The organism is Agrobacterium sp. 10T429 (genome assembly GCF_056393925.1).
Genome location: NZ_JBFTGV010000005.1, coordinates 181153 through 196811 on the forward strand (window position 1 = coordinate 181153; position 15659 = coordinate 196811).

Annotated in this window: 13 protein-coding genes; 8 read left to right on the forward strand and 5 right to left on the reverse strand. The window is 59.4% G+C overall.

The window, feature by feature from the left end; translation table 11 throughout:
- Positions 1–97: 97 nt before the first annotated feature.
- Genes AC1DCP_RS13855 through ligD form a run of 4 tightly spaced genes read left to right on the forward strand, consistent with a single transcriptional unit; the run spans position 98 to position 4618 of the window.
- Positions 98–991: an SDR family oxidoreductase gene (locus AC1DCP_RS13855; RefSeq protein WP_013761134.1), complete on the forward strand. Its 894-nt coding sequence runs from the start codon at positions 98–100 to the stop codon at positions 989–991.
- A 19-nt stretch (positions 992–1010) separates the two neighbouring features.
- Positions 1011–1295, forward strand: a complete 285-nt coding sequence (locus AC1DCP_RS13860) for a hypothetical protein (protein ID WP_113048975.1) — start codon at positions 1011–1013, stop codon at positions 1293–1295.
- Positions 1292–2122: a non-homologous end joining protein Ku gene (gene ku, locus AC1DCP_RS13865; RefSeq protein ID WP_476774342.1), complete on the forward strand. Its 831-nt coding sequence runs from the start codon at positions 1292–1294 to the stop codon at positions 2120–2122. Before AC1DCP_RS13860 ends, ku (AC1DCP_RS13865) begins: the two co-directional genes overlap by 4 nt.
- 3 nt (positions 2123–2125) lie before the next feature.
- A complete protein-coding gene (ligD, locus tag AC1DCP_RS13870) occupies positions 2126–4618 on the forward strand; it encodes a DNA ligase D (protein WP_476774343.1) in 2493 nt (830 codons plus the stop codon).
- A 3-nt stretch (positions 4619–4621) separates the two neighbouring features.
- On the opposite strand, the gene ku (AC1DCP_RS13875) is transcribed toward ligD, so the two are convergent.
- From ku (AC1DCP_RS13875) to AC1DCP_RS13885, 3 genes are all read right to left on the reverse strand, one after another.
- Positions 4622–5413: a non-homologous end joining protein Ku gene (ku, locus tag AC1DCP_RS13875; RefSeq protein WP_476774344.1), complete on the reverse strand. Its 792-nt coding sequence runs from the start codon at positions 5411–5413 to the stop codon at positions 4622–4624.
- 97 nt (positions 5414–5510) lie between these two features.
- The gene (locus AC1DCP_RS13880) at positions 5511–6515 is read right to left on the reverse strand and encodes an inorganic phosphate transporter (protein WP_004431194.1); all 1005 of its coding nucleotides are present in this window, start codon (positions 6513–6515) and stop codon (positions 5511–5513) included.
- Positions 6515–7159 carry a DUF47 family protein gene (locus AC1DCP_RS13885; RefSeq protein WP_476774345.1) on the reverse strand — a complete coding sequence of 215 codons (645 nt, stop codon included), beginning with the start codon at positions 7157–7159 and terminating at the stop codon, positions 6515–6517. Before AC1DCP_RS13885 ends, AC1DCP_RS13880 begins: the two co-directional genes overlap by 1 nt.
- 113 nt (positions 7160–7272) lie before the next feature.
- Here AC1DCP_RS13885 and AC1DCP_RS13890 point away from each other — a divergent pair, with 113 nt between their 5' ends.
- Entirely contained in the window at positions 7273–7815 is a 543-nt protein-coding gene (locus AC1DCP_RS13890) for an NUDIX hydrolase (protein WP_038495316.1), read from the forward strand.
- A 21-nt stretch (positions 7816–7836) separates the two neighbouring features.
- Here the strand turns inward: AC1DCP_RS13890 and AC1DCP_RS13895 are convergent, their stop codons facing one another.
- Both AC1DCP_RS13895 and AC1DCP_RS13900 read right to left on the reverse strand, forming a co-directional pair.
- Positions 7837–10983, reverse strand: a complete 3147-nt coding sequence (locus AC1DCP_RS13895) for an efflux RND transporter permease subunit (RefSeq protein WP_476774346.1) — start codon at positions 10981–10983, stop codon at positions 7837–7839.
- Between the two features lies 1 nt (position 10984).
- The gene (locus AC1DCP_RS13900; RefSeq protein ID WP_476774389.1) at positions 10985–12133 is read right to left on the reverse strand and encodes an efflux RND transporter periplasmic adaptor subunit; all 1149 of its coding nucleotides are present in this window, start codon (positions 12131–12133) and stop codon (positions 10985–10987) included.
- Positions 12134–12322: 189 nt separating this feature from the next.
- Here AC1DCP_RS13900 and AC1DCP_RS13905 point away from each other — a divergent pair, with 189 nt between their 5' ends.
- The 3 genes from AC1DCP_RS13905 (at position 12323) to AC1DCP_RS13915 (ending at position 15635) form a co-directional block, all read left to right on the forward strand.
- Complete coding sequence (locus AC1DCP_RS13905) at positions 12323–12997, forward strand: response regulator transcription factor (RefSeq protein ID WP_476774347.1); 675 nt, start codon at positions 12323–12325, stop codon at positions 12995–12997.
- Entirely contained in the window at positions 12994–14328 is a 1335-nt protein-coding gene (locus AC1DCP_RS13910) for a sensor histidine kinase (RefSeq protein ID WP_476774348.1), read from the forward strand. Before AC1DCP_RS13905 ends, AC1DCP_RS13910 begins: the two co-directional genes overlap by 4 nt.
- A gap of 326 nt (positions 14329–14654) precedes the next feature.
- On the forward strand, positions 14655–15635 hold the full coding sequence (locus AC1DCP_RS13915; protein WP_112350567.1) for a DUF535 family protein: 981 nt from the start codon (positions 14655–14657) through the stop codon (positions 15633–15635).
- The last annotated feature ends 24 nt before the right edge of the window (positions 15636–15659 follow it).

Sequence of the window (15659 nt, forward strand, 5' to 3'; positions counted from 1 at the left end):
CCGCAGCCGGCGGCAGACGACAGCCCTGACCTTCCGATGATGAATTCGCTGGTCATGAGACGCACCAAGGATGGAATTCTATCTCTGGGAGAAACCAATGACAGACCGCCTTGAGCCGCAGGACCCGCGCAACCAGTATCCGCGCCCGCCCTTTTCAACGCCGACTCAGGAAATGCCGGGGCTGGTCACGAACATGATGCCTTTCCCTGATCATGGTGAAAAGACCTATCGCGGCAGCGGCAAGCTTGCCGGGCGCAAGGCGCTCATAACCGGCGGTGATTCCGGGATCGGTCGCGCGGTGGCAATTGCCTTTGCGAGAGAGGGTGCAGATATCGCGATATCCTATCTGCCGGAGGAAGAATCGGACGCCGAAGAGGTGGTAGCACTTATCGAAGCGGAAGGCCGCGTGGCGGTCGCCTTACCCGGAGATATTACCGATGAGGCATGGTGCCGCGAACTGGTTGAAAAAGCGGTAGGTGATCTCAACGGCCTCGATATTCTGGTGATCAATGCCGCAAGACAACAATATCGCGAGGGTATCGCCGAGCTGTCGACTGAAGATTTCGACCGCACGATGAAGACCAATCTCTACGCGCTGCACTGGATTGCGCAGGCCGCCGTTCCTTATCTTGAGCCCGGATCGTCGGTGATTACCACCGCATCTATACAGGCCTATGAGCCGTCTCCCATTCTTCTTGATTATGCCACTACGAAAGCCGGCATCGTTGCCTATACGAAAGCGCTCGCCAAACAGCTTATCGAAAAAGGCGTGCGGGCAAATGTCGTCGCGCCTGGTCCCTTCTGGACGGTTTTGCAGCCAAGCGGCGGGCAGCCGGACGAAAAGGTCAGGAATTTCGGTAAGGACAGCGATTTTGGCCGTCCAGGCCAGCCTGTGGAACTGGCTCCGGTCTATGTGCTGCTGGCGTCGCAGGATGGCAGCTTCATCAATGGCGAGGTCTATGGTGTGACCGGAGGCCGAGGCGTTGCCTGATCGGCTTTGAGGACTTGACATGAAACGACAGACAGAACGTTCAGACAGAGATATGAAGCCCTTCGATGTCCGCGACCGGCTGATACTGGCCCTTTATGCGCAGCTGAAGGCCGAGCGGCAAACGCGCGAAGCCATGGAATGGGTCATCCGCAATGGCGGGCTTTCGCCAGAGGTGCTGGAGGCAATGGCATCCGACCCTGTTCCGGTGCTGGCGGATGCGGACGTTCCCGCTATCGAGCGCATCCTTGCTGCGGACCGGGGCAGAGGCCAATCCTCTCAAGACGACCATGGGCGGCGATCATGAACCGGAGAGCGAGCTGGAAGGGTCATCTGACATTCGGCGATTTCAACTGTGAAATCGGCCTCTATTCCGCGCTCACTTCATCGGAAAAAATCTCCTTCAACATCGTCAACCGAAAGACTGGCCATCGCGTCGAACGGCAATATGTCGATAGCGATACCGGCGAGGCTGTCGACCGCGAGGATCAGGTCAAGGGATATGAACTCGACAATGGCGACCATATCGTCATCGAGGGAGATGAGATCGCAACGCTGATGCCGGAAAACGACAAGGTCATCCGCATCAGGCATTTTCTGAGCTACGACGAGATCGACAAGCTCTATTTCGACAAATCCTATTATCTGGCGCCGACGCAGGAAGGTGGCGAAGAGGCTTTAACGCTGCTGGCAAAAGCCATGGACGACGAGAAGGTCTCGGCACTTGGCGAAGCGGTACTCTTTCGCCGAAACCGCGTGCTGTTGATCCGTCCAAGCGGCAAGGCGCTCGTGGCGACGACCTTGAATTTCGGCTACGAGGTTCGCTCGCAAACCACCGTTTTCAAGTCCATTCCCGATATTCAGTTCGATGAAGAGATGCTTGAACTCGCCGGTCACATCATCGGGAAACGGGCAGGCACATTCGATCCCGCGGAATATACCGATCGTTACAATGATGCGCTGGCGGAACTGGTGAAGGCGAAGATCGAGGGCAGGGAAATCAGCAAACAGCCGCCGCGCAAGCAAGATAACATCATCGACTTGAAGGAGGCTTTGCGCCGCAGCGCCGGTGACGGCGACAGCGGAAAATCTACCGCTGGTGCGGGGCGCAAATCCTCCCGGAAAGCGAGCTGATCCATGGGTTTGCAGAGCTATAACGCCAAGCGCAGTTTCGACAAGACGCCGGAGCCGAAGGGCGACAAGGTCGATGCGCAGGGATCGAGTTTCGTCATACAGAAGCACGATGCCCGCCGACTGCATTACGATTTCCGGCTGGAGATGGACGGCGTCCTTAAAAGCTGGGCGGTAACCCGCGGGCCGAGCCTTGACCCGGAGGACAAGCGCCTTGCGGTCCACGTCGAGGACCACCCTCTAAGCTACGGCGACTTCGAAGGCGTAATCCCGAAAGGTCAATATGGCGGCGGCACCGTCATTCTTTGGGATCGTGGTGTCTGGCGCCCGATTGGCGACGCGAAGAAAGGCTACCGCAAAGGCCATCTCGAATTTGAACTGGAGGGCGAAAAGCTTAGAGGCCGCTGGCATCTTGTACGTATGCATGGAAAGCCCGGTGAAAGCCGTGAAAACTGGCTGCTGATCAAGGGCGACGACGAAGAGGCAAGGCATGATGGTGGCGCCGATATTCTGGAGGAGCGGCCGGAATCCGTGAAGACTGGCCGAAGTGTTGAAGAAGTTGCCGCCAAGCCGAAAGACACCTGGAATTCGAAGCCCGTATCGAAAAAGAGCGTTAGTTCTTCCTCGGGCCAAAAACAGGCGCATGCCCTGCCGAAAGGTGCCCGCAAACAGGCGCTCCCATCCTTCGTGCCGCCGGCACTTGCGACGCTGAAACCCAAGCCACCGGAAGGCTCCCGCTGGCTGCATGAGATCAAGTTCGACGGCTATCGCCTGCAGGTCCGTATCGACCACGGCAAACTCCAGCTTCTGACCCGTAGCGGACTGGACTGGACCGAAAAGTTCGGCGATGCCGTGGCGGGAGCGCTCAAGTCGCTGCCGGCCGAAACGCTGATGATCGACGGCGAGATCGTGGTGGAACGGGACAGCGGCGCCTCGGATTTCTCAGCCTTGCAACAGGACTTGAGCGAAGGGCGCAGCGACCGCTTCGTTTTTTATGCCTTCGATCTCCTGTATCTGGATGGCACGGATTTGCGCGGGGCGGCGCTGACGGATCGCAAGGCGCTGCTGGAAAAGCTGTTGCCCGCCAGCAACCCGCATCTTCGCTACAGCGAACATTTCGAGGAAAGCGGCGGGCTTGTTCTCGATCATGCCTGCCGCCTCAGCCTTGAGGGCGTTATCTCCAAGGTCAAGGACAGCAAATACGTCTCTGGCCGCAAGGGTAACTGGGTGAAATCCAAGTGCTCGATGCGGCAGGAATTCGTCATCGGCGGCTATACGCTTTCTTCTGCGTCGGACAATGCCATTGGCTCGCTGGCGCTCGGCGTTTATGAGGAAGGCAAGCTGCGTCATGTCGGCCGCGTCGGCACCGGCTATACCGCTGACGTTGCCGAAATGCTGCTTGGCCGCCTGAAGCCGCTCGGCATCGATGATAGCCCTTTCGGCGAAAAGCTCACGGCACTTGCGCGCCGCGACCTCTATTTCGTCAAGCCGGAACTGGTTGCAGAAGTGGAGTTTCGTGCCTGGTCCGGAGATGGCAATCTGCGCCATGCATCATTCCGCGGCTTGCGGCAAGACAAGCCGGCGGGCGAAATCGAACGCGAGGATAAAGCCGTGTCGGAACAAGGGACGCCGCAGTCAAAGATCAAGTTCACCCATCCGGAACGACTTTATTGGCCGGACGATGGCGTGACCAAGGAAGGGCTTGCCGATTATTACACCCAGGTCTGGCGCTATATGGCCCCCTTTGTCGTTAACCGGCCTCTGGCGCTGCTGCGTTGTCCGGAAGGGATCGATGGTCAGCGTTTCTTCCAGAAACACGCCTGGCGCGGTGTGAACAAGTCGATAGAACAGATCAAGGATCCGAAGGACAAGGGCGGCGAACCGCTTATCAGGATTACGGATTTCGATGGCATGATGGCCCTGGTCCAGTCCGCTGCGCTTGAAATTCACCCATGGGGGGCGACAACCGCGAACTGGGAAAAGCCTGACATGATCACCATGGATATAGACCCCGGCGAGGACGTGTCATGGCCGGAGGTAATCGATGCGGCACTGGAACTGAAGCGGCGTTTCGAAGATGCCGGTCTGGCCGCTTTCGTGAAAACCTCCGGCGGCAAGGGGTTGCATGTGGTGGCGCCTTTGAAACCGGAAGCGGGATGGCCGGCCTTGAAGGCCTTTGCAAAGACCATGGCGGATGACATGGCCAAGGCGGAGCCGGAGAAATATCTTGCGGTGGCGACCAAAGCGAAACGCCAGGGCCGCATCTTCCTCGACTATCTGCGTAATGGCAGGGGCAATACGGCTGTTGCGCCCTATTCGACACGTGCCCGACCGGGAGCCGCCATTTCAGCGCCAATCGAATGGACGGAACTCTCAGATGAGATAGGTCCGGCGCACTTCACGGTCAGCAATATCGGCGCGCGCCTTTCTGCCCTGAAGAAGGATCCATGGGACGGCTTTTTCGCTGCCGCGCGACCCCTGCCGAAAAAGGCCCGATGAGCGTTAGCTTTTCTTGTCCGAGGCAAGGCTTTTTTTCAAGGCATCCATGATGTTGATGACATTGCCGCCGGTCCGGGTTTTCGTGCCGGTCTTCTTTTCCGGGGAAGAGACGGTCTTGCTCTTGGTTTTTAGCAAAGCGCTGATCTTTTTCTGGATCGGATCCTGCACCAGCGCCGGTTTCCATCCCGTCATCTGTTTGCCGATGCGTTTTTCCATCGCGTCCAGCAGCGACTTTTCGAATTTCATCTTCGGATCCAGCGCGTCGATGCTTTCGCGCACTTCCTCGCCATAGTGCAGGGTCCACAGAATGATGCCCTTGCCTGACGGTTCCAGCAGAACCGCTCTTTCGCGGCGATAGAGAACAAGCCGCGCAATGCCGACAACGCCGTTTGCCCGCATGGCTTCCCGGATCACGCTGAAGGCTTCCGTGCCGATCTTGTCTTCCGGGCGCAGGAAGTGCGGCCGGTCGTACCATATCCAGTCGATAGAGCCTGTGGGTACGAAGGTCTGGATGTCGATGGTGCGGGTGCTTTCGAGCGCGACCGCATCGATCTCGTCATCCTCCAGCAACACATAATCGTCTTCGGCGCGGGGAAACCCCTTCACCTGGTTCTTTGCGGCCACCGGCTTGTGGGTAACGCTGTCGACATAGCGGCTTTCGACGCGATTGCCGGTTTTGCGGTTGAGAACGTGGAAGCGGTATTTGTTGCTTTCGGTTGTGGCAGGCGTCAGCGAAACTGCGGCCGTCACCAGCGACAGCTTCAGATAACCCTTCCAGAAAACCTGCCGTGCCATGATCCGCGATCCGCCTTGTCGCCTGTTGTCTCCCGGATCAACAACCACAGGGTGGCTTTTGTTCCGGGAGCTTTGGCAGAGAGGGCGGGTCTCTGTCTCAGCCGAACAGCGATGTAAGACCATAGACAGATGCGGATATCAGGGCAGCGGCCGGCATGGTCACGACCCAGGCAATGACGATATTGCCCGCAAGGCCCCAACGCACCGCCGAGACGCGACGCGCGGCACCGACGCCGATGATGGCGCCGGTGATCGTATGGGTGGTGGACACCGGAATGCCGAGCCACGTCGCGCCGAAAAGTGTCAGCGCACCGCCGGTTTCGGCGCAGAACCCCTGCATCGGGTTCAGCCTGGTGATTTTCGACCCCATGGTGTGCACGATGCGCCAGCCGCCGAACAGTGTGCCGAGCGCCATGGCCGACTGGCACGAGATCACCACCCAGAACGGCACGTAGAAGCTCTCTCCAAGATGCCCCTGGCTGAACAGCAGCACAGCGATGATGCCCATGGTCTTCTGTGCGTCATTGCCGCCGTGGCCGAGCGAATAGAGCGAGGCGGAAATGAATTGCATGATGCGGAAGGTACGATCCACGGCGAAGGGCGTCTGGCGCACGAACAGCCAGGAGACGGCAAGCACCAGCAGCAGTGCAAGGAAAAAGCCGATGGCCGGCGACATGAAGATCGCGCCCACGGTTTTCAGAAGACCCGACCAGACGATGGAATTGAAACCGACCTTCGCAAAGCCCGCACCGACGAGACCGCCGATCAAGGCATGTGACGAGCTGGAGGGAATGCCGAAAATCCAGGTGACGATGTTCCAGACGATGGCGCCCATCAATGCCGCGAAGATGACCTGCGGGGAAACGATGGCCGGATCGATGATGCCGGTGCCGAGCGTTTCGGCCACATGCAGGCCGAAGAACAGGAAGGCGATGAAATTGAAGAAGGCCGCCCATGCCACCGCATATTGCGGGCGCAATACACGGGTGGAAACGATGGTGGCGATGGAATTTGCGGCGTCGTGGAGACCGTTCAGAAAATCAAAGAACAGCGCGATGGCGATAAGGCCGACAAGCAGTGGCAGTGCAAGCGCGACATCCATCAGACGTTCTCGATAACGATGCCGCTGATCTCGTTCGCCACGTCCTCGAAGCGGTCGACGACCTTTTCGAGTTCGCCGTAGATCTCGCTGCCGATCATATAGGCCATGGCATTGCCGGTCGCACCATGGCGCCGGAAGAGGTTCTTCAGGCCCTGGTCATGAAGCTCGTCGGAGCGCCCTTCGACGCGGGTAACCTCTTCGGCAATCATCGACAGGCGCTGGGCATTGGTGCCAACCTTTTCCAGAAGCGGGATGGCTTCGGCGACGAGGCTTGCCGCACGCACGATCTCGTGGCCCATCTCGCGCATCAGCGGGTCGAATTCGGTTTGCTCGAACAGCCGGATCGTCTTGACGGTCTTGTGCATCATGTCGATGGCGTCATCCATGGACTGGATGAGGTCCTTGATATCGCCACGATCAAAGGGCGTTATGAAGCTGCGGCGTACCGCAAGCAGAACGTCGCGGGTAATATCATCCGCCTGGTCTTCGAGGGCGACGATAAGGTCGCAGTTTTTCTCGACGTCGACGCCGCTCAGAAGGTGGTCCAGAGCTGCGGCGGCTTTGACGACCGTTTCCGAATGTTTGCTAAACATGTCGAAGAAACGGTCCTCGCGCGGCATCAGCTTGCGAAAAATGCTCATCATGCGAATTGGCCCTCAATGGCGCTTTATTAGTTGTGGGGGGTGATTGTCATAAAACTGTCATAAATGCACGCGGGGCATTGATGCAACCCGGAAAATCGGCAGTATCAACGGATATGAAATCCACGAAGAAAAGCCGGAAAGCCCGTCCGGCGCGTTCCCTGACATTGCTCCAGCAACTTGCTGCTGTTCCTGAAAAGCTGTTCACCGGCTCTTTCCGGCAGCAATATGCCGCCTTATGCTTCCGTTATACCGGAAGCGGCGAAGAGATCGAAATCCTCGTCGTCACCTCCCGCACCAGCGCACGCTGGATCATTCCGCGCGGCTGGCCGATGAAACGCAAGAAGCCGCATGAGGCTGCCGCGATCGAGGCGTGGGAGGAAGCGGGCGTTCGCGGCCGCGTGAGGAAGGACGCCGTTGGCCGCTACACCTATCTCAAGATGCTCGACAATGGCGATGTCGTTCCCTGCGTTGTCGATGTCTTCCAGATCGAGATCACCGGGGAGGAAACGAGTTTCAAGGAGCGCGGCGAACGCCTTCTGGAATGGGTTCGCCCGGACGAGGCAGCAAGGCGCGTCCGGGAAATCGAACTGAAATCGCTTCTGGTCGACTTCCGCCCGAGGGGGAAGAGGAAACGCCTGACCGAAGAAAAGTCCTGACGGCAGACGTCACCAGCGAACCTAGGATGGTGATGCTGGTCGTTCGGTCGATCCGGTCTCCCCCATCTCGTCCGGTGCCTTCGGTAGCAGGCGGGCGAAACGCCGGGTGATGCTGTCGATGTAAGACAGGATTGTCGGCACGACGATCAGGGTGAGCAGGGTGGAGCTGATGAGGCCGCCGATTACTGCGTGCGCCATCGGCGCGCGCTGCGCCCCGCCACCGCCAACAGCCAGACCGAGCGGAATCATGCCGAAAATCATCGCAAGCGTCGTCATGATGATCGGGCGGAAGCGGATGATGCCGGCGCTCGCCAGCGCTTCGTTGAGCGAAAGTCCACGCTTCCTTTCGCGGTTAGCGAAATCGACAAGCAGGATGCCGTTCTTTGTAACGAGGCCCATCAGCATGATGAAGCCGATCAGCGAGAACATGTTAATCGTGCTGCCGGCAACCAAGAGCCCGACGAGGACGCCGATGAGGGACAGCGGCAGCGACGCCATGATGGCGAGCGGTTGCAGGAAACTGCCGAATTGCGAGGCGAGCACGATGTAGATGAAGATGACCGCCATTGCGAGCGCGGTTACCATGTGGCCGACCGTTTCCTCCATGGTTTCGGCGTCGCCGCCGAAGCGGATACGGTAGCCGTCTGGCAGGTCGCGGGCGGCGGTAAGGTTTTTCAACACATCTGTCACTTCGCCAAGCGCTCGTCCGGATATGTTGGCCGAAACCAGCACCTCGCGGAGATTGTCGATGCGGCGGATTTCGGCGGGTGCTTCCACGGTGGTAATATCGGCGACCTGATCCAGACGTACCATCAGGGGCGAGCCGTTGGATCCCGTGCGGCTGGTGGCGATCATCAACTCGCTGATCCTCGCCGTGTCGGCACGCCGCTCGCCGGGCAGGCGCACGACGATGTCGTAGCTGTTACCGCCCGCATCCGTCCATTTCGACACGTCCTCACCGGCGATGAGCGGCGAGAGCGCTGCGGCAAGATCGGATCGGGAAATGCCGAGATCGCTTGCCGCCTCGCGTTTCAGGCGTACCGAAAGGATGGAGGTCACGTCGCGGGTGCTCGAGGTCACATCCACGAGGCCGGGGATTTTTTTCATGTCTTCCATCAGACCGTCGGCGATCTTTTCGAGGATCGCCCGGTCGTCACCAAGAATGCTGAGCTGGACGGGGCTTTCGCCACCGCCGAGGCCGTTTTGCAGGATCGCGACCTCTATGCCCGATATGGCCGACAGGCGTTTGCGGATCGGATCGGCCAGCGTGACCGGAGTTCGGGTGCGCATCTCCAGCGGCACCAGCCCCACCAGAACGGCGGCGCGATGTTTACCGACGGTGCCGCCGGTATTGACGGTGGAATAGAGCATTTCGACCTCCGGGAATTCCTGGAGTGCCTTCTCGACCTGCCGCACCTTCGCCGTGGTGTAATCCAGCGAGGAGCCGACCGGTGCCGTGACGTTGATCTGGAAGCGGCCTTCATCCGTATTCGGGACGAATTCCGCACCGACCAACGGCACCATGAGCAGGCTGCCGACAAAAATGCCTGATGTGACGAGCAGGGTGACGAGCCGGTGGTGCAATGTCCAGCCGATCACGTGCCGATATTGATCGGCGAGCCATTCGAAGCCGTGATCGAAACGGGCGATCAGCCGGCCCACCGGCCCGCGCGGGGCGTTGGGTTGCGCATCCGGATCGTACCAGACGCTCGACAGCATCGGATCGAGCGTGAAGGCGACGAAAAGCGAGATCAGCACGGCAGCTGAAACGGTGATGCCGAATTCATAGAAGAACCGACCGACGATGCCGTCCATGAAAGCGACGGGCAGGAAAACCGCCACGATTGTCGCCGTTGTCGCGATAACCGCAAGTCCTATTTCGTTCGTGCCGTCGAGTGCTGCGCGGATATGGGATTTCCCCATGTGAAGGTGACGGGTGATGTTTTCGCGCACGACGATGGCGTCATCCACCAGAATGCCGATGGAAAGCGTCAGCGCCAGGAGGCTCAGTGTATTGAGCGTGAAGCCCATAACATCAATGACCGCCAGCGTGCCGATGATCGCAATCGGCAGTGTCAGTCCGGTGATGACGGTGCTGCGCCAGGAATTGAGGAACAGGAAGACGATGGCCACGGCAAGTGCCGCCCCTTCTATCAACGTCGTCTGCACTTGGGTGACGGATTCCCGGATGGGAATGGATGTGTCCGTAATTACCCGCAATTGCACGTTTTGCGGAACAAGGTCGGCATTGAGGGCGTCCAGGCGCTTTCTCACATCCGCGACAACCTGAACCGTATTGGCATCCTGAACCTTGACGATGTCGATCGCCAGCGCAGTCTGGCCATTATAGAGGGCACGGTTTTCGGGGTCGGCAGCCCCTTCGGAGAGTGCGGCGATGTCGCGAAGATAAATGGCTGCGCCACCGCGCCGGGCGACGACCATGTCCAGCAGCGCCTGCGGTTCGGCGATGCGGCCCTGCACCTGGATCGTGCGTTCGGAAACGGTATCGACAAGGCTTCCAGCCGGGCTGTTGCTGTTGCCGGTGCGTAGCGCGCTCACCACCTCGTTGATGCCGATCCCAAGCGCGCGCATACGGGTATCGTCGATCACAATGTCGATCTGCCGCTTGCGGGCGCCAACCAGCGTTGCCTGCCCGACACCGGGAACAGTCGTCAGTTGCCGCACCACCTTCTGGTCGGCAAGGGTGGTGAGTGCGGGTATGTCGAGCGACGTCGAGCTTATCGCCACCGACAGGATAGGCTCGGCGGCGGGATCGAACCGGGATATGACCGGCTTTTTGGCCTCTTGCGGGAAATTCGCGTCGATGGCGGCGATCTTGTCGCGCACGTCCTGTGCCGCGGTCGCGCTCTTAACCTCGAGCTTGAATTTTGCGACGACGACAGAGCGTCCCTCGTAGGAGGTTGACGTGATCTCGTCCAGACCGCCGATGGCGTTCAGCGCATCCTCGACCGGGCGCGTCAATTCTGTCTCCACCCTTTCCGGCGTGGCGCCCGGATAAGCGGTGGACACCACGACGACCGGAACGTCGACATTGGGGTAGAGGTCGAGCCCCAGCCGCTGCAACGAGAAAAGACCCATGACCAGAAGCGCCACCATCATCATGGTGGCGAAAACGGGGTGGGAGACGGATATGCGGGTCAGAAACATCTCAGCCTGCCTTGCCGACCGTTACAGCCATGTCGGGCTGCAATTCGGGAAGCGGTGCGGTCAGGATCGTCTCACCGTCCTCTAGACCGGCGCCGATCTCGATCAGGCTGCCATCGTTCCAGCGCGAGCCCACCGCCACCGTCTGGCGGCGAAGATGGCCGTTCAGGACTTTAAGGACATGGTAGCCGGTTTCGTCTTTGCGAAGCGCGATTGCAGGAACGACAAGCGCATCGTTTTTTTCGCGCACGAGGATGGACCCGCTGGCGAACATTCCTCCCCACAGCCGGCCGTCGCGGTTGGCAAGCCGCAGATAGACGGCGACAAAGCGCGTCCCGTCTTCGGCAACCGGGCTGATGCGCTCAACGGTGCTTCTGAGAGGCTGGCCGCCGATGCCATCAATATCGAGTTGGGCGGTCTGGCCGACGGCGACACGTGGGATGTCGCGCGTGGCAACGAGAACCTTCGCCTCAAGCATGCTTGTATCGACCAGCGTCATGAGTTCACCATCGGCACTGACGCGGGAGCCGGCTTCTGCCTGCCGGCGGGTAATGGTGCCATCAAAAGGCGCGCGGATTTCGGCATTGCGAAGGGCAAGGCGGGCGATATCCACCTGCGCCGAAAGGCTCTGCAGCCTTGCCGTTTTCACAACGACATCGCTCTTCGCCTTGTCGAGCTGTTCAGCCGATGCGATGTTTTTTGACGCCAGCTGTTCGGTTCGGGTGAGGGCCTGCATCGCCAGTGTCAGTTCGGCCTCGGCCGCATCCCGGTCGCTGTGCCGCAGCAGCAGCGTCGATTGCAGTTCCTCGGTTTCGAACCGTACCAGCAGGTCGCCCGCCCGCACCGCCTGTCCGTCCCGGACATTCATATCCAGAATTTTTCCAGCCTCGCGGGCGCGGATCACGACACGGCTGACCGGCTGAAGTTCGCCACTGATGCTGAGCCGCTCCGCCATCGCTCGTGTGCCGATCCTTGCGATTTCCGCAGCCGTAAGTTCGAACGGGATACCGGCCGGGCTCATCGAGGTTGACGCCACGATCCCCTTGACGCGCTCGTTCGCATCGACGCTTCCGCTCGCCGGATCAAGAGCCGTGACGACGAGAGCGCAGCCCGCAAGCGCGATCCCCGCCTTGATCGTTCTTTTCACCCACATGACATATTCCTTCCAGGCAAAACTCATCCTGTGACCGCCGATCGAGCGGTCATGTCGCCTGTCTTGCAGGCTGATGGTTTCTGGATAAGTGTTGATAATTGCAGCAGCATTACCCGCCCGCATCTTCTGCGCCGCAATACTGCCGCAACCTTTCTGGCAGACAAGGAGGGGGCGAAGGGACGGTGGCAAATGAGACTTCTGTTGATTGAGGACGAAAAGGAAATGGCGGATGCGCTGTCGACGACGCTCGGCAAGCAGGGGATCGTCATCGACCATACGGTGCGGCTCGGCGATGCGATGGAGCTGGCGCGCCAGCATGTCTATGATGCCATTCTGCTTGACCGTCGTCTGCCGGACGGGGAGGGACTTACCTTCATTCCGAAGCTGCGCCGCGCCGGTATCGATACTCCCATCATCTTATTGACGGCGATGAATGAACCGGAGGAGCGGATCGAGGGGCTGAATGGCGGCGCCGACGACTATCTTGGCAAGCCGTTTCTCGTCGGCGAACTGCTGGCGCGGCTGCGCGCGGTTTTGAGAAGGCCGGCAAGCATCGCCCCGTCGCAGATCGCTGCAGGTCGCATCGTGATCGATCCGCTTCATCTCAGCGTCACGATCAACTCGCTTCCCTTTGATCTGCCAAGGCGCGAGCTGATGGTCCTCATCACGCTGGCGAAACGAAAAGGCAAATCCGTGCTGCGCTCGACGCTTGAGGCCGCCGTCTACAATTACGAGGAGGAAATCCAGTCCAATGCGCTCGATGCGCATATATCGCGACTGCGCAAACGCCTGCTCGACGCTTCCGCCGGGGTCAGCGTGCATAATATTCGCGGCATCGGTTATCTGCTCAGGGAAGACACATGAAAGCGCAGGGCAAGTCCAATCCGTCCCTGTGGTGGCAATTGAGCTGGCAGCTCAGCATTGTCGTCTCCTCCATGATCGCTGTCGTCATCGTCGGGCTTTGCGTTTACGGGGTGATGAAGCTCTCGCCCAATATCGGTCTCTGGAACGATTTGTCGGCGACGCTTGACGAGTCGCTTTCGCTTGATCCGCAAAAGGGTCTGGTCGTTACCGAGGGGTCGGCATTACGCGCCTTGAAAGCGAAGAATGAGACGTTGTGGTTCGTGGTCTCGACGCCTGACGGTCACGCGGCCACCTTCGGCACCGTACCGGCTGTTTATGCCGAACTGGCGCGCTACGTTCATCTGATGACGGACGCCGATATTCGCGGCGGCAGCGGCATATCCGAGGTCGCTTCGGCTGAAAGTATCGAGACGACGTCGGGACCCGTCAGGATCATGTTCGGCGGAACCTCTAATGCACGAGCGTCGTTTCTGACGCTTCTTGCCGGCACCTATCCGATTTACGTCCCCCTCCTGGCGGTTCTTTTGCCTGCGGTGTTTTTCTCCGTGCCACACATTGTGCGCCGGGCGCTTGCTGGCCTGAGTTCCGTCGTCAAAAAAGCACCGGAGATCGACCCGCGACGACCGGGTTCGAAGCTTCCTGTCGAAGATGTGCCGCGCGAAGTCGTTCCGTTGATCGTTTCCTTCAACAGCGTTCTCGAGCGGCTCGAAGAGCAGTTCCAGGCGCGGCAACGTTTTCTGATCGATGCCGCGCACGAATTGAGGACGCCGATTGCAATCATGCAGACCCGGATAGAGGGCCTGCCCGGACCTGACCAGCAGCGCCTGATGGAGGATGTCGCGCGGCTCGGTGAAACCGCCGAACAGCTTCTGGCCTTTGAGCGAAACGATCAGGTGAACGACCGGCGCGAGGCGGTGGACCTGGTCGATGTCGCCCGCACGGTTGTGGCAGAGCTCGCGCCGCTTGCGCTTTCGGCAGGTTACGACATCTCCTTCGAAACGCAGATCGAAAAATACGACATGCAGGGCAACCCTTTCGCCCTGCCGCGCGCCATCAGCAATATCGTGCGCAACGCCATCGACCATGGTGGAAACAAGGGGCTGATCCATGTCTCTGTTCTCGCAAACGGCGAAATCGCGATTTCCGACGAGGGGCAGGGCATACCCGAGGACCAGCAGGAGCGGATATTCGAACCTTTCTATCGGGTCACGCCGAAAAGCACGGGTGCCGGACTTGGCCTCAGCCTCGTCAAGAAGATCGTCGCCAATCATAACGGCCGTATCGTGCTGGAAAGCAACCCCTCTGGAAGCACGTTCCGGGTTCGATTCTGATTGCGCTTTGCGCGCTGTAGACCGGTCGCGGCGATTGTAATGCTGCCGCAACGTTCGCGGTCATAATGTGTGGGCACGGGATCAACCGTGCCAACCGGAGTACACACAGTGACACACCCACCGGATCGTTTTCTTCCGGATTTCCGGCGAGAAGACGGCGCGTAGAAAGCGCGTCGCCGGCCCGGAACCTCGCGCAATGCTGCAGCGCCAATAATCGCAGCAGAGCACCAATCCGATTTCATATTCGGTTCATCCTGGGCGCGCACAGTCCCGGCCAAATCACTCCACGCCCCAGTCCAAACAGTCATACTCCCCGGAATTTTACGATGTCGCATACTGAAATCGCCGCATTCGCTGCGGAAAAAAACTCGGCGAAACCCGAGCCGGTCATCGCTGCGCAAACCATGACTGGCGATGGGCTGGAACTCCTCCGTTTTCCCCTGGCCTGGAGCGTTGCGACCTTCGTTATGCGCGCTCATTGGAAACGGGGCTTCCTTTTCTGGATGCGTTTTTTGGCTCATCCGCTTGTAACCCTGCGGTGGTGGCGGTTTCTGTCACGATTCTCGGCGACGCAAAAACTGCCACCGCCGCATGACGAGCTTCTTCAGAAACCCCTGTCGAAATTCCTCGTCGGCAAAATCTCCTATGGACGACGGCTGGATTTTCTCATGAAGAATTTCGTCATCGCCAGCGATTGTTTTTCCAGAGAGGTTATGGCTGCGCTCTGGAGTGGAAAAACGATCGAAATCGGCACCCTAGGCGGCCGTGCTGACGAATATCGCTGCACGCTTGCTCTTGCGGATTTATGTGGCGGCCGCCACGAAGGCGCTCTCGCGGTTCGGCTGATCAGAACCCGTGACGACGTCACCTTGTGGACGACGAAGTTTATCTTCGTGACGCAGGATGGGGGAGGGTACAGGACGATTGCCGTTGGCGGCATGCAGGGGCCACGCGCCGCAAAGCAGGAGATGGTGGCAGTAACGCGCGACCTTGCGGGTCTTCGCCCGAAGGATGCCGTTTTGATGCTGCTGCAAGGTCTAATAGAGACGGAAGCGGGTTCCTATTTCGCAGTCTCCCACGCCAGACATCCGATCAATTATCGTCGCGCGCGGCGGCAGAGAATGTTGCTTTCCGACATAGACGCATTCTGGCGGGAACGTTCCGCCGAGCCGGACGACGTGTTCGGTTTTCAGGTACCGGTTTCAACCCTCGAGGGCGCGGACAAACGCAGCAAGATGAAGCTTGCCTTTTTTGCCATGGCCGACCGGCTTTGCGAGGGTAAAGCTGGGAGTGCTGCGAAGAGTTGAGGCCACAGATCCGAGTTGGCCGTC

Bases quoted from the DNA above. Each gene is read 5' to 3' on its own strand.
- AC1DCP_RS13855 (WP_013761134.1), top strand. From the start codon at position 98: ATGACAGACCGCCTTGAGCCGCAGGACCCGCGCAACCAGTATCCGCGC.
- AC1DCP_RS13860 (WP_113048975.1), top strand. From the start codon at position 1,011: ATGAAACGACAGACAGAACGTTCAGACAGAGATATGAAGCCCTTCGAT.
- ku (WP_476774342.1), top strand. From the start codon at position 1,292: ATGAACCGGAGAGCGAGCTGGAAGGGTCATCTGACATTCGGCGATTTC.
- ligD (WP_476774343.1), top strand. From the start codon at position 2,126: ATGGGTTTGCAGAGCTATAACGCCAAGCGCAGTTTCGACAAGACGCCG.
- ku (WP_476774344.1), bottom strand. From the start codon at position 5,413: ATGGCACGGCAGGTTTTCTGGAAGGGTTATCTGAAGCTGTCGCTGGTG.
- AC1DCP_RS13880 (WP_004431194.1), bottom strand. From the start codon at position 6,515: ATGGATGTCGCGCTTGCACTGCCACTGCTTGTCGGCCTTATCGCCATC.
- AC1DCP_RS13885 (WP_476774345.1), bottom strand. From the start codon at position 7,159: ATGATGAGCATTTTTCGCAAGCTGATGCCGCGCGAGGACCGTTTCTTC.
- AC1DCP_RS13890 (WP_038495316.1), top strand. From the start codon at position 7,273: ATGAAATCCACGAAGAAAAGCCGGAAAGCCCGTCCGGCGCGTTCCCTG.
- AC1DCP_RS13895 (WP_476774346.1), bottom strand. From the start codon at position 10,983: ATGTTTCTGACCCGCATATCCGTCTCCCACCCCGTTTTCGCCACCATG.
- AC1DCP_RS13900 (WP_476774389.1), bottom strand. From the start codon at position 12,133: ATGTGGGTGAAAAGAACGATCAAGGCGGGGATCGCGCTTGCGGGCTGC.
- AC1DCP_RS13905 (WP_476774347.1), top strand. From the start codon at position 12,323: ATGAGACTTCTGTTGATTGAGGACGAAAAGGAAATGGCGGATGCGCTG.
- AC1DCP_RS13910 (WP_476774348.1), top strand. From the start codon at position 12,994: ATGAAAGCGCAGGGCAAGTCCAATCCGTCCCTGTGGTGGCAATTGAGC.
- AC1DCP_RS13915 (WP_112350567.1), top strand. From the start codon at position 14,655: ATGTCGCATACTGAAATCGCCGCATTCGCTGCGGAAAAAAACTCGGCG.